Genomic DNA, 13,763 nt, shown 5'->3' with positions numbered 1-13,763 from the left:
GGGCGTCTTTCTGAGCTGCCTGTGCGGCAGTGAACTGGTAGCGATCAACCTCATCGCCGTGGGCGTCTTTCTGAGCTGCCTGTGCGGCAGTGAACCAGCAGGAGCGCCGTGACGCGGTCGAGATCCATTTCTGAGCTGCCTGTGCGGCAGTGAACGCGCAGCGGTTCAAGTTGAACCGGGTCAAGGTTTTCTGAGCTGCCTGTGCGGCAGTGAACTTGGCCCGCGGCCCCCTGACCCACGACGAGCATTTCTGAGCTGCCTGTGCGGCAGTGAACGTCGGCGCCTGTCTACCAGTATTGCCACCACTTTTCTGAGCTGCCTGTGCGGCAGTGAACGTCCTTCGCGACGTAGATCAGGTTGCCGTTCGGTTTCTGAGCTGCCTGTGCGGCAGTGAACGGTGCGCCGTTACACCGTCAGCATGCAGCAATTTTCTGAGCTGCCTGTGCGGCAGTGAACGTCGTCCACATCCCGACCCCGTGGAACGGGTCTTTCTGAGCTGCCTGTGCGGCAGTGAACTCCGCGGAGGCGGCCTGCAGCGCCTTGCCCACTTTCTGAGCTGCCTGTGCGGCAGTGAACGGCTGGCCGGACATGGCGAGTCGCGGGCTCCTTTTCTGAGCTGCCTGTGCGGCAGTGAACGAGACCGAGGCTCAGCGGAAAGCGCGCGAGAATTTCTGAGCTGCCTGTGCGGCAGTGAACGCGTTCATGCCGTTAAGGTGGTAGCGCGCCCATTTCTGAGCTGCCTGTGCGGCAGTGAACCCCGACCTGATCGAACGATTCCGATCCGCAATTTTCTGAGCTGCCTGTGCGGCAGTGAACGCCGCGCTGGCGCCGGTTGTCCTGTTCATTCTTTTCTGAGCTGCCTGTGCGGCAGTGAACGCCGTGCGTTTTCTCACACGCGGCCAGGAATTTTTCTGAGCTGCCTGTGCGGCAGTGAACCGTCGTTGGCGCGTGGTGCATCACCGTCGGCCTTTCTGAGCTGCCTGTGCGGCAGTGAACCAGCGACAGGGCTTCGGCGATCGTTGCGGCCTTTTCTGAGCTGCCTGTGCGGCAGTGAACCTACGTGGCGACGGCGACGGCGGCTGGGTCGTTTTCTGAGCTGCCTGTGCGGCAGTGAACGAACCGGCGGATGCCCTTCGCGATGCGCCGGCATTTCTGAGCTGCCTGTGCGGCAGTGAACTGGGCTGTCACCAGCCGTTGCTGGCTGCCGGATTTCTGAGCTGCCTGTGCGGCAGTGAACGCTGGCTTCCGCCAGCAGCTGTTCATCGTGATTTTCTGAGCTGCCTGTGCGGCAGTGAACAGTCCTGCAGCTGGGGCCTGTTCCAGATCATGTTTCTGAGCTGCCTGTGCGGCAGTGAACGCTACTTCGCGAACGCGCAGACGTTCGTCGACTTTCTGAGCTGCCTGTGCGGCAGTGAACTTCGATCATTTTGTTTTTGCACATCGTGAATTTTTCTGAGCTGCCTGTGCGGCAGTGAACACACGGGGGCTGCCAATGTCGCCACAGTGGGGTTTCTGAGCTGCCTGTGCGGCAGTGAACTAGAGCAAAAGGCTTGCAAGCCCCTGTCCATGCTAGCTCAACAAACGAAACGGCGGCCGGCCCCCTTTTTGGGAGCCAGCCGCCAAGGCATTGATTTTATTGGAGGTACATCACCCCCACAAAAAGAGGGTTAGAACCAGGGAACAGTGGCTCCACGGCTGAGGCCGTAGCTGCTGAACGGTCCGGGAACGGCGGCTGCCAGCAGTGGTCCGTGACGAATGAACAATGGAAAGGAGGGCTGGCCTGTACTACGGCTCCCAAGCACGACGAAAGGCAGTCGCAGATGCTCGGCAGCCGCATCGGGGATCAGTCGCGTTGCCGCCTCTCCATCCAGGCCATGTCTGCGCATGGCGCGACGGCGAAGTCGGGCGGGGCTGCTCTTGGCCTGCACCCTGCATACCTGCCGGTGACGGGTATCTGCAGGCGCGGGGCCAATCGCTGACACCTTGAGATGATCGAGCATCCCCTTGAGCCAATGCGTGGCATCCAGAGCCTGTAGCGAATCCGCTGGGCCGTGCAGTCGAATCACGGCCCCCAAGGTGGGCTTGTCATCGTTGTGCTGGGGAAAGCTGACGCCGATATCCTGACTGTCCAGCTGAACCAAGGCCCGATGCAGCCGGACGTACAGGGCATTCAGCAATTGCTGCGCTGTCAGTTCCGGGTCGGGACGGATCTGAATATCGAGATAGTGGCCCATTGCATCAGCCCGCATCACCGAACACCCCGCCCCGGACCAGGGTGGCGACCACGAAGTGCTGCTGCTCCAGCTCCGGCGCCTTGTCCTTGATGATCCAGTTGTCCAGCAGGTTGTAGAAGTCCTGTTTTTCCTTCGGCTGCCGATAGGCCCTGCCTTGGGTGGTGACCGAACCGTAGGGTTCCACGGCGATCGGGCCGTTCTCGCCGGCGTCGGGATACCAGGTATCGATGGTGCGCAGGGCATTGCCGATCTTCTGCGAATGGATCGCCGCCACAGCCCGGTCTCCTTCACCGACCGTGTACAGCGTCTTGCTCTTGTCGCCTCGGCCGCGATCTAGGACCAGCTCCTGCGAGGGAAATACCTCCTGACCGGCACCGATCCGGACGAAGGCAACCACCTGGAGCAGGATATTGGACGCCCCGCTCAAGCCGGCCTCCACCAGCGAGGCGAGTGCAGCCAGGTCGGCAGCCTCGCCAGATGGCGGCGCCAGCTCCCGCAGGGAGTGCTCATGCGCCTGGAAGGCCCACTGCGCAGCAGGCTGGCCCTTCTGCAGATGGGCGATCTGCACCTCGACCTGTTCGGCCCCCACGCGATTGCGCCACAGGAACCGGCCATTGGCGAGGTTGGCAGCGTAGCGCCGCGCCAGCTCGCCGAAACCGTGCTGCCGCACGTACTCATCGACGGTCGCGATGAGCTTCTTGCGGTACTCGGCATCATTGCATGCCGAAGGCTTACTGGTGCCGCCCAGCACCCGCAAGGTGAACTGGACCTTGAGCGTATCGGCATCCAATGGAAGCGCCGCCACGTCAACGGCCTGCAGGTTCGGGTTCTCAATCGCGGCATCGAGCTTGGCCGGATCCTGATCCTTGGTCTTGAGGCGGTTCGAGATCGTGCCGCGCACGGACTTTTCCCGGACCTTCACGGGCGCCCAGTCGGCGGATTGGCGACGACTGCTCCAGTCACCGGAAAAGAACAGCGCGTCGGATGGATCAAGCTTGCGTTCGAACGCGAGGACGGAGGCAGTCTTGAGTTCTTTGGACATGATGGGATTCCTTGTCGTATTCGACGATCAGTCGAGGTCGTAGAGCTGCTCGATCAGGTCGGCAGTGGGGAGGTAATCGTTGCGGCAGCGGTACAGGCCATCTTCGGGCTGGCTGTCGGCGTACCAGAGCATTTGCTCCGGCGACTGCAGGCGGTGCGGGCTGACCCATTCACCGACCGAGTAGAGACTCTCGACGAAGCGGAACGGCGTGCTCGCATCGCGCGCATTGGCGACACGGCCCGCCTCATGCAGATCGCCGAGCGCGCCATAGCCGACCGGAATCGGCACGATCCAGCCCTTGCCCTTGCGGTCGTTGATCCACTCGCCCTTGTCGCCTTCCTTCTGGCCCGGCTGATGGCGCCAGTTGATGCGCGACAGCGACAGCCAAGCGTCCAGGCGGGTCGCATCCGGACTCACGGATTGGAGCTCGGATAGACGCGCCTCAATACAATCGTCGCGCGACACCAGCGCAAAGCCGGGCAGCAGACGCATACGTGCCTTGCGGAACTCCGTCTTGCGGTCGTCCTCGGTTCCGGTCAGGTCCAGGCCCCATGGCTGGTCGCGGAATCGCCCCGGTCGTGCCGGCGGCAACACGCTACCGCCCGCGATACGCATCCCGGCCAACAGTTCGGCGACGATGGCAAGGTCCGTATGGCGTCTTTCCAGGTCGCGACTCCAGCACTCGCTGCGAACGGCGAACACCAGGCTCAGCTGCAGATGGATGCGTCCCTCCTCGACGATGGCGGCGGTCCCCCCGTCCTTGCCGACCGGGTTGCGGGTCAGGCGAAAAGCCCTTACAAACCCACCCTCGGTGACCTGTTCCTGGTGATCATGGCAAACCGTGCCGACGGCCCTGAACTCAAGGTCCAGGCCGGCGGCCCGCGTCCTGCGCTCCAACGCCCACATCAGGCCGAGGAATGCCGTCATCGACGGAAACCCGTGGGTCAGCGGACTGGACACGGCATTGGCGTTCTGGACTCGCAGGTGCGGCAGCACCAGCAGGTGGTCGAAGCGCGGACACAGGCTCATGCCGTCGCTCCTTCCGGGGCCGACCGTCGCGTCGGTACCGGCCAGGCAGCTTCGATGATGGCCTGCCTGGCCCAGTGCGCATGCTCAGCATCGCCGACGGTTGCCAAGCCGGCTTCATGCAACTGTGCATTGAGCCAGTTGGCGAATCGTCCAGCGACTTCGTCGGGCCAGTCGCCGCGGTGGTAGGCCGCCTTGAAGTCCTCATCCTCCTCCGCACGGCCCGGGTCCAACCACAGCTGCTCGCACTCGGCAAGCAGGCAGTCCGGATCACGCGTCCATCCAGGCTCAAACCGCGCGCGGGTTTCCGCAGCAAACAGAGCCAGTTGGCCGCCCAGTTCCTGCTCCATCCGGCGCCTCCGGGTACGGGTCGCGTCGTTGTTCGGCGGGTTGGCCAGCAGAAAATCGGCGAGATCTCCGACCCGATGGCGCATTCCCCGGATGTATGCCAACCGGTCCATCGCCGATTCGAGCTTCAGCAGCTTCCGTGGCCGCTCGACATCCCATGTCGGCGGCAGCGAGGCCAGCAGGTAGTTGATGCCTCCACGCTCGCTGTTGAGCTGGCTGATGTTCTGCGGCTTGGTCCCGCCCAGCTTGCGAGCGACCAGGTTGCGGTAGTCGCGATAGTCCGCATCGTGCGCCTCCCGCGCCCGGAACGCTTGACGCGCCAGCTTGTTGGTCTCGCCGAAGCGGGCGTCCTGGATGTCTGCGTGCACCGCATGCGCCAGACTGCTGGAGAACAGCGGTTGCAGGAGATGATAGTGCGCGTCGTCTTCAGGTTGGTCGCCAACCAGCCAGTAGATCTGCTTGGCGGACCCATGCGAAACGGGCACCGGATCGCTACGAACAAGACTGCCAAAGGCCTCCATCCAGGCGGAAGCGATGGCTGGGTCGGGATGCAGGGCGCGCCCCAGATCGCTGTCGCCCGCGTGCATCCAGTCCAGCAGTCGGCGGCCGTCGATCTCGACCTTCAGAAACTTGAAGACATCCAGTGCGGCCGCGTTGCCGACCACGTCCTCGGCGAAGTCCTCGCCGAGCAAGTGGCTTCCGATCTCCGCATGCGGCGGAAGCCTGTCGGGCGCGACGTGCAGACTGCTGCCGCGCGCATCGGGGTGGGTGGCCTTCAGCACATGGGTTACGGCCTGGATCTGACCAACCCGGCGCACCGCATCGGCCAGCCAGGTGCCGTAGTCGTACTTCGATACCGCGTCGACATCGTCCTCCTTGCCCTTCAACTTGAGCTCGCGCCGCGCCTCGATGAAAGCGGCGATAGCCATGCGAAATTGCTCGGAGCGTGATCCACGTTCCGGATCTTTGTTCATGGGGAGTCCTTTCATTCGACCCCGACGGGTCGGATCGGTAGAATCCCCACGGCAGCAAGCCGCCATGGGGTGCTACGGAAGAGGGCTCATCAACCCTCAACCCGATATGACGATCATGCGATGGCCGATCACACCTCTATATCCTCCTTTGCCCGACATTCCTCGTGGCTGGGGGCCGACTCCAATCGGCTAGCTGTTCAAGCCCAAGACCGTTGCAGCGGCTCTTGGGCTTTTTCATGATGAGCGCGGGAAAGTCAGTTGTCAATCCATAGTACACTTAGCTCACTGCTGAATAGGCAGCTCAGGAAATAGTCCACTTGGATCAGTGATGAAACGACTGCCGCGCAGGCAGACATAAAGGGCAAGGATGCCCTTTACTTCTCCGAGAACCCCAACCAATGGTGATACCGCCAGCCTTGCTCGCTGTGCGGGACTTCCACGGTCGCCAGGCGTTCGGCGCAGGGGCGCAGCGCCAGATCGAGGTACTCGGCCTGTTCGACCAGCAAGGCCATCAGGTCGAACTCGCCCCATACTCCGATCCGCTCGCCGACCGCCAGTTTCACCTCGTGGCGCTGGCTGCGGTCGATGGGGACATAGAGGTTCGAGCCACGCTGGACGGGGTCGCCTTCGACACGGTGCAGGACCAGGCACTCCTCGTCGTCGTCCGGCAAAAGAACCAGGCCGGTCGTGCGCATGGTGTCCTCACGGAACGGCTGCTGCTGGGGCAAGACCCCGACCAGGGCCGCCTGCGGGTATTGCCATGACCAGAAGGCCTCATCGCGCTCCATGGAGGCGTCCGCGGGCAAGGCAAGGGCTGTGGGCAGCGACTGCCTGGGCAGCATGCCGGCGGCGATGCGCGCCTGCTCCAGGTCTGCCAGCCGTTCGCGGCTGAGCCAATCCGCCATCGGGCGGGGCCGGATGCGCGGCAAGGCGTTGAGCACGCGGTACTCGTCCGGCGACAACAACCGATCCAGGCGTTTGCTGCGCAGGCGGAATCGAAGGCTATCGTCGTGGCGCTCGAAGCCCGGGCGTACGAAGACCGGCGCCGGATGGCCGTTGGCCAGCGTCCGACCCTCCAGCGATTTCAGGTTGCGTTCGAATACCAGCACATTGGGCACCTCGCCCGGCCTGCGACGATGCCGCTGCACACGCCCGGCGAGCTGGATCAGCGAACGCATCGACGAAGGCTCGGCAACCGCCCAATCGGCGTCCCAGTCTCGACCGACTTCGCAGACCGGCGAGGCGATGACAACGAACATATGCTCGCGTTCCGGATGAGCATCCAACGCCGCTCTAACGGTCGGCAGGCGATACACGGCCTGCGAATCGCCGCGCCGATTGAATGCGGCGTCGAGCTGGTGCTCGATGGCCGATCGGTGCAATAGCGGGAAGCGTGCGTGATAGACGCAGAGGTGGATGCGGGTGTCCTCCGAAGCCCCCAATGCGAGCAGTTCGCGCGCCGTATCGAACAACGGCTCGATGTTGGCCATGCGCACGATGCCAAAGCTGACACGCTTGCCGCTGACCGGATCGCTCTCCGCATGGTCGCGATGCAGGCGCAGGCAGGCCGTTCGCACGTGCTTGGCGAACTCGGCATGGAGCTTTTCACGGGAGCCTCCCTTGGCGATCTCCAGCGGCAGCAGTTCGGCCCGTCGCAACGGCTCCGCTTTCCCGAGCCTTGCCGCGCGCTTGCCGACAAACCCTGCGTGCTGGCCGGCGAAGGCGTCAGCGTCCGCACAAGTAGCTACATGCGCGCCGAATTCATCCGCCCACAGGCACGGGACTTCGACCCATTCGGCACGCTGCCCCCCGTCACTGCCGCGATTGCGCCGGTATTGGATGCGTCCAGCGCGATAGGCCAGGAACATGCCTTCGACCAGGGCCGGCGGCAACGTGGCTGATGAGAGCACCACGCGCGTACCGAGCAAACCAGCCCAATGCACCAGCCGGGTCAGTGCGGGCAGGTCGTTCAGGTCGTAGTCGTCCAGCTCATCCAGCACCAGGTCCGCACTCATCAGTCGCAGCATCGGCGCGATCTGCCTACCGGCGCGCAGCGACTCGGTGGCGGGCAACAGATGGTCGGAGGTACAGACCAGAATGGGAGCCGATAGAAGCTTGCGGATGCCGGGGTCGTGCAGGGCGCGCGCAAGCAACGGATGATCGGCGATGACGCCTTCGTAGAGGACATGGCCATCTTCTTCGACCAGGTCCTGAATCGAAGCCGAGCCGCGCGACTCGGCTTTCTGTTCGTAGTACTCGAACAGTGCGCGACTGGCCGAGCCGCCGACGCGGATCGCCAGCTCATCATCGCCCAGATGCAGATCAGTTCGGTAGCTGCGACCGGTCTGCAGGGTCAACGTGCGCAGGCCCAGGGCATAGGTGGCGCGCAGCCCCTGCTGGGGGTCGGCCAACGCATAGAGGAGGCGGGCATTGGCGAGGGTCTTGCCGCAGCCGGTGGACGCCATGTTGACGACGAAGGCGCCGTGCTCGCGGGCGACGTCCCGCATCGAGACAGCGGCATCCGCAGCCTTGTCCTGCCAGGAAAAGCGCGGATCGGCACTGCGCTTGCGCAGCCCTCGATGACCGGCCAGGTGCGGCAGCTCCCGTGCGAAGCCGGGCAGCGCATGGGCAACGAGCCCGGCACCCCGCGCCACGCCAAGCAAATGCTCGTCCAGCGGTTGCTTGAGAGTGCCGTCGCGGTCGGTATTGGCGTACAGCCGGGTGTTGCCGTCGCCGCACACGCGCTGTGGGGAATCCTTCGGCAGACTCGAATAGTGGTGGTCGGCCAGCATCAGGCTCAGGCGCGCCAGATGCATGACGTAAGGATTGTCGAGCCACGCTCCGTCGCGGCGCCGCAACAGTTCCTGCAGGCGTCTTGCCAGGCGCGCGGCCTGCGCCCGCCACTTCGGCTCGACAGTCGGCAAGGGACCCGCGGGCTGCCAGTACGGTTCGGCTCGTTCGGGTTCGGATCGTTGTCGGATCTCGTTCCAGTCGTGTGCGACATTCCGCAGCGGCGCTTCCAGCCAATCCACAATGAAACGGCGTGAGCGCCTGCCCAGCCGATCCTGGGAGCCATCCTTCCGATCGACCGGTACTACCGGGAGGCGATGATGGGTCACCACCAGCCAGGCGACAGCGGCCGCCAAGGGCGGCAGATCACGGAACGGGTACCGCTGGCTGGCATCCAGTCCATCGCGCTGGTAACGGCCGGCCCCGATCCAGTCCGTTTCGTCGAAGGCATCCGGGTCGGCCAACCGTTCCAGCCAACGATGGTCGGCATCGTCACCGACGAAAGCCAGGAACAACCGCAGCGAGACCCACTCGTGGCGGTACAGGTTTCTCTCCTGCAACTTCCCGTGCAAACGCTTCTGGAACGCGACGCTGGACTTCCCCAAGTCGTGCAGAAGCGCCGCGAGTTGCGCCAGCAGCCGAATATCCTCGACAGTGTGCCAGTCGTTCTCGTCCTCTCGTCGCAACACGTTCCGCACAGTGGTTCCGGTAGGCACTGCACCCTCGAAATTGAAGCGGCGCACATCGCCGACGACCCACAGCAACTCGCTGTGATCGCGACCGCGAATCCAGTGGCAAGCCACGGCCGTATTCTTGCGCGCGGTCTTGCGCAACAGCTTGCGAAGCGTATCCAGGCCGGCCTGGGTAACAGGCGTCTGCCAAGTGCGGTCCCCTCGGCGTTCGGCAAACTGGTCGAGGATTCGCCGCGTCTCTTTCAGCGCCCGCTTGTCGCACTGGGAAATCAGCAGGACGTTCATGCCACCCTGCCCGCGGCTTCCAAAGCCACGGACTTGATCGTGTCGATCATGAAGTCCAGCGACTCGCTCCGTGTCAGCGCCTCGATGCAGCCGCGGCGAAATTCCTGGTTGTCGTCGCCGCGCATCGCGGACAAGAACGCCCGCGGCAGGATGCTGGCATCCTTTACCAGGTCGGCCGCATCGAATACCAGCCCGCCTCGCCGGGTCTTGCCGTGCAGCACAGCCAGCCCATGCGGCAATCCAAGTACCCAGGTGGCAGTGGCGCCCAGGCCATAAGCAAGATAGTTCCCGTGGTCGAGAAACCGATTGGCGGGATCGCTTCCGGTGCCACGCTTGGCACGGGTGAAGTCGCCGTAGCCGACCGTATCCACCGCCAACTTGAACAGGGCCTTTGTCAACCGCGCCTCCTCGGTGAGTAGCGCCGTGTTGTCCTGTGCCAGCTCGATGTTCCGCTCGCTGCGTTGCAGCAGCTCATCCAGGCGGCCCACGTCCACCTCGAAACCCGCCTCACGCAAATGCCGGCCCGTCCATTGCCAACGGATCCGCGCCACCCGCGAGCGCTGGAATGCCTTTGCCGCATGTAGGCGCAAGTCGTCGTCGAACCAGAACTTCACCCAGGCCTGCAGGTACTCGGTGGGCCTGTACTCGCTTTGCGGCGAGAACCAGGCGACCTCCACGTCCATCTCGTTGGCAGAGAACAAAGGCGTCCCACCACCTCCGCAGAAACCGACCAGGACACCGGCCTTGGCAAGCTCACGCATCGCCGCCTGGGTAATCGACGTGCCCGTGCCAAGCAGCACCGTCGTGGTGTTGGCGATCGGAATGTTCCAATAGAGCTGACGCTTGCCCTGATCGGTGACGTACTCGACCCGGCCGCCCTTGACCAAGACCCGGCAGTGCTCCAGGTAGTAGAGATGCGCCCGTTTGGAGTGCAGGATCGTTTTCAGATCGGATGACGACAAGTCTTCCATTCGGCGTTCCTCGCGCGTTCCAGCTCCGGCTGCAGCGACCGATTCTGTCGCATACCTTTATCTCACGGGCTGAGACACCCCATCATTGCGGCCCCTTTGCCCGGAAAAGGCCCGCGCCAGCCCTTTACCACGGCTCCGGCGCTGTCCCTCATGCCCCGTCGGCATACCCCCATGCTGTCCCGTAGGGTCCGCGCCTTTGCCCTGAAACTCCCCGGTTGCGACAATGGCGGGCCCGCTGCGCGCCGCCACGGACGCGCCCTCCCACGATTCCGCGAGACCCCTCCATGACCGACACCCCGTCCCAGGCCGCGCCGAAGATCATCTACACCCTCACCGACGAAGCCCCGCTGCTGGCAACCCAGTCGCTGCTGCCGGTCATCGAGGCCTTCGCCGGCACCGCCGGCGTGGCGGTGGAGACGCGCGACATCTCGCTGTCCGGCCGCATCCTGGCGCAGTTCCCGGAGCGGCTGTCGGACGCGCAGAAGGTCGGCGACCACCTGGCCGAGCTCGGCGAGCTGGCCAAGACCCCGCATGCCAACATCATCAAGCTGCCGAACATCAGCGCCTCGGTGCCGCAGCTCAAGGCCGCGATCAAGGAACTGCAGGCGCAGGACTACCCGCTGCCGGACTACCCGGAGGAGCCCAAGGGCGAGCAGGAAAGCGAGATCAAGGCGCGCTACGACCGGGTCAAGGGCAGCGCGGTGAATCCGGTGCTGCGCGAGGGCAACTCCGACCGCCGCGCGCCGGCCTCGGTCAAGAACTACGCGCGCAAGCACCCGCACCGCATGGGCAAGTGGGACGGCGACTCCAAGTCGCATGTCGCCCACATGGACGCCGGCGACTTCTACGGCAGCGAACAGTCGGTGGTGATCGGGCAGCCGGGCACGCTGAAGATCCGCCTGACCGGCAGCGACGGCCGCTCCAACATGCTCAAGACCGGGCTCAAGGTCGAGGCCGGCGAGGTCATCGACGCGACCTGCATGAGCACCCCGGCGTTGGCCGGCTTCATCCGCGACCAGATCGAGGAGGCGCGCGCCCAGGGCGTGCTGTTCTCGCTGCATCTGAAGGCGACGATGATGAAGGTCTCCGACCCGATCATCTTCGGTATCGCGGTCAGCGAGTTCTACCGCCCGGTGCTGGACAAGCACGCCGCGGTGCTGGAGCAGACCGGCTTCGATCCCAACAACGGCATCGGCGACCTGTACGCGCGACTGCCGTCGCTGGCCGACGACGTCGCCGCGCAGATCCGCGCCGACATCGACGCGCTGTACGCCGAGCGCCCGGCGCTGGCGATGGTCAACTCCGACAAGGGCATCACCAACCTGCACGTACCCAGCGACATCATCGTCGACGCGTCGATGCCGGCGATGATCCGCGACTCCGGCCGCATGTGGAATCCGGCCGGCGAGCTGCAGGACGCCAAGGCGGTGATCCCGGACCGCAACTACGCCGGCATCTACCAGGCGGTGATCGAGGACTGCAGGGCGCACGGTGCGTTCGACCCGGCGACCATGGGCAGCGTGCCCAATGTCGGCCTGATGGCGCAGAAGGCCGAGGAGTACGGCAGCCACGACAAGACCTTCCAGATCCCGGCCGACGGTGTGGTCGAGGTGCTCGACGACGCCGGCACCGTGCTGATCCGGCACGAGGTCGAGGCCGGCGACATCTGGCGCATGTGCCAGACCAAGGACGCGCCGATCCGCGACTGGGTCAAGCTGGCGGTCAGCCGTGCGCGCCTGAGCGCGACCCCGGCGGTGTTCTGGCTCGATCCGCAGCGCGCGCACGACCGCAACCTCGCCGCCAAGGTCGAGCAGTACCTGGCCGACCACGACACCAGCGGCCTCGACATCCGGGTGATGTCGCCGGTGGAGGCGATGCGGTTCTCGCTGGAGCGCATCCGCCGCGGCGAGGACACCATCTCGGTCACCGGCAACGTGCTGCGCGACTACCTGACCGACCTGTTCCCGATCATGGAGCTGGGCACCAGCGCCAAGATGCTGTCGATCGTGCCGCTGATGGCCGGCGGCGGCCTGTTCGAGACCGGCGCCGGCGGCAGCGCGCCCAAGCACGTGCAGCAGTTCCAGCAGGAGGACTACCTGCGCTGGGATTCGCTGGGCGAGTTCCTGGCCCTGGCGGCGTCGCTGGAGCACCTGGCCGAGACCACCGGCAATGCCCGCGCCCAGGTGCTGGCGGACGCGCTGGACGTCGCCAACGGCCGCTTCCTCGACGAGAACAGGTCGCCCTCGCGCAAGCTCGGCGGCATCGACAACCGCGGCAGCCACTTCTACCTGACCCTGTACTGGGCACAGGCGCTGGCCGCCCAGGACGCCGATGCGGAACTGAAGGCGACCTTCGCGCCGCTGGCGGCGACCCTGGCCGACAACGAGGCGAAGATCGTCGAGGAACTGATCGCGGTGCAGGGCCAGCCGGTCGACATGGGCGGCTACTACCACCCCGATTTCGCGCGGCTGGCCAAGGCGATGCGCCCCAGCGCCACCCTCAACGCGGCGATCGACGCGCTGGCCGGCTGAGCCGGCGCCGCGCATCGATCCGGACGGGCCCGGCACTGCCGGGCCTTTTCGTGTCCGCGGCCGGCACCGGCGTCACCGGATGTAGGGGGCGTCGCTGTTGCGATCGCGCTGGCGCGCGCGCTCCTCGAACAGCTGCTCGGCCTTTTCCTCGCTCATCTGGAACTTCGGCGCGACGTGCGGCAGCAGCAGCCGCAGCCACGCGCTGCTGACCCGGCGCGCTTCCTCCGGGCAGCTCCTGGCACGCGCCTCGGGCAGGTCGCCGCCGGTGACGATGTCCAGGTAGCGGGCCGGGTCGCTGCCGTACAGCAGGCATTGCAGGTTGAAATAGCGCTGCTCGCCCAGCGCATGCGCATCGGCGTAGGCATCGAGGTTGTACTGGCCGGTGCTGCGCAGCAGGAACCAGTGCGAGGCCATGCGCAGGTTCTCGGCGACCGTCGCCGAGGACTCGTCGATGCCGGCGAAGCGCAACATCAGCGTGGTCGCCAGCTGGTCGACCGCATCTTCCTCGCGCCCGGTGACCGGGATCTCCAGCAGGGTGATCAGGGCATGCCCGGTCTCGTGCAGCAGGATGAAGCGCACGTTGGCGTCGAGGTACCGGCGCGCCAGCGTCTGGGCGTCGGCACCGGCGATGCCGTTCTGCGCGGCCAGCTCGAGGCCGCGTTCGCGCAGCACCCGCATGGTCTCGTAGCACAGCACCACCTCGCCGCGCTCGTCGGAATAGAACGCGTTGATCTCGCCGCACTCGGCGGTGACGAAGCGGATCGGCCGCGGCAGCATGAACATACCGTCGATGGCCTGGATCTCGGGCTGGTGCTTGAACAGATCGGCGTCGACCACCTGCCGGTAGAACGGCATCAGCGCCTCGTCCCT

Annotated in this window: 8 protein-coding genes and 1 CRISPR repeat array; of the genes, 1 reads left to right on the top strand and 7 read right to left on the bottom strand. The window is 65.1% G+C overall.

The window, feature by feature from the left end; all coding sequences use genetic code 11:
- Window positions 1–7 precede the first annotated feature (7 nt).
- A CRISPR array of direct repeats spans window positions 8–1,537; the repeat unit is 28 nt; unit sequence TTTCTGAGCTGCCTGTGCGGCAGTGAAC.
- 130 nt (window positions 1,538–1,667) lie between these two features.
- From cas6f to cas1f, 6 genes are all read right to left on the bottom strand, one after another.
- Window positions 1,668–2,234 (bottom strand): type I-F CRISPR-associated endoribonuclease Cas6/Csy4, encoded by a 567-nt coding sequence (gene cas6f / locus FKV24_RS17670; protein ID WP_141483325.1) that lies wholly within the window; start codon window positions 2,232–2,234, stop codon window positions 1,668–1,670.
- A gap of 4 nt (window positions 2,235–2,238) precedes the next feature.
- Window positions 2,239–3,276 carry a type I-F CRISPR-associated protein Csy3 gene (gene csy3, locus FKV24_RS17665; protein WP_141483324.1) on the bottom strand — a complete coding sequence of 346 codons (1,038 nt, stop codon included), beginning with the start codon at window positions 3,274–3,276 and terminating at the stop codon, window positions 2,239–2,241.
- Between the two features lie 27 nt (window positions 3,277–3,303).
- Window positions 3,304–4,305, bottom strand: a complete 1,002-nt coding sequence (gene csy2 / locus FKV24_RS17660; RefSeq protein WP_141483323.1) for a type I-F CRISPR-associated protein Csy2 — start codon at window positions 4,303–4,305, stop codon at window positions 3,304–3,306.
- The gene (csy1, locus tag FKV24_RS17655) at window positions 4,302–5,624 is read right to left on the bottom strand and encodes a type I-F CRISPR-associated protein Csy1 (protein WP_141483322.1); all 1,323 of its coding nucleotides are present in this window, start codon (window positions 5,622–5,624) and stop codon (window positions 4,302–4,304) included. Before csy1 ends, csy2 begins: the two co-directional genes overlap by 4 nt.
- 374 nt (window positions 5,625–5,998) lie before the next feature.
- Window positions 5,999–9,391 carry a type I-F CRISPR-associated helicase Cas3f gene (gene cas3f / locus FKV24_RS17650; RefSeq protein WP_141483321.1) on the bottom strand — a complete coding sequence of 1,131 codons (3,393 nt, stop codon included), beginning with the start codon at window positions 9,389–9,391 and terminating at the stop codon, window positions 5,999–6,001.
- Window positions 9,388–10,362: a type I-F CRISPR-associated endonuclease Cas1f gene (gene cas1f / locus FKV24_RS17645; protein WP_141483320.1), complete on the bottom strand. Its 975-nt coding sequence runs from the start codon at window positions 10,360–10,362 to the stop codon at window positions 9,388–9,390. The genes cas3f and cas1f overlap by 4 nt, the downstream gene beginning before the upstream one ends.
- A gap of 284 nt (window positions 10,363–10,646) precedes the next feature.
- Here cas1f and FKV24_RS17640 point away from each other — a divergent pair, with 284 nt between their 5' ends.
- Window positions 10,647–12,893, top strand: a complete 2,247-nt coding sequence (locus FKV24_RS17640) for an NADP-dependent isocitrate dehydrogenase (protein ID WP_141483319.1) — start codon at window positions 10,647–10,649, stop codon at window positions 12,891–12,893.
- 72 nt (window positions 12,894–12,965) lie between these two features.
- Here the strand turns inward: FKV24_RS17640 and FKV24_RS17635 are convergent.
- The coding region (locus FKV24_RS17635) for a DUF4344 domain-containing metallopeptidase (RefSeq protein ID WP_141483318.1) at window positions 12,966–13,763 on the bottom strand (798 nt) is incomplete at its 5' end.

The organism is Marilutibacter maris (assembly GCF_006546735.2).
Lineage (GTDB): Bacteria > Pseudomonadota > Gammaproteobacteria > Xanthomonadales > Xanthomonadaceae > Marilutibacter > Marilutibacter maris.
This window is presented reverse-complemented; position numbering and strand designations above follow the sequence as displayed.

Coding starts and splice junctions, on each gene's coding strand:
- cas6f (WP_141483325.1), bottom strand. CDS start 2,234: ATGGGCCACTATCTCGATATTCAGATCCGTCCCGACCCGGAACTGACA.
- csy3 (WP_141483324.1), bottom strand. CDS start 3,276: ATGTCCAAAGAACTCAAGACTGCCTCCGTCCTCGCGTTCGAACGCAAG.
- csy2 (WP_141483323.1), bottom strand. CDS start 4,305: ATGAGCCTGTGTCCGCGCTTCGACCACCTGCTGGTGCTGCCGCACCTG.
- csy1 (WP_141483322.1), bottom strand. CDS start 5,624: ATGAACAAAGATCCGGAACGTGGATCACGCTCCGAGCAATTTCGCATG.
- cas3f (WP_141483321.1), bottom strand. CDS start 9,391: ATGAACGTCCTGCTGATTTCCCAGTGCGACAAGCGGGCGCTGAAAGAG.
- cas1f (WP_141483320.1), bottom strand. CDS start 10,362: ATGGAAGACTTGTCGTCATCCGATCTGAAAACGATCCTGCACTCCAAA.
- FKV24_RS17640 (WP_141483319.1), top strand. CDS start 10,647: ATGACCGACACCCCGTCCCAGGCCGCGCCGAAGATCATCTACACCCTC.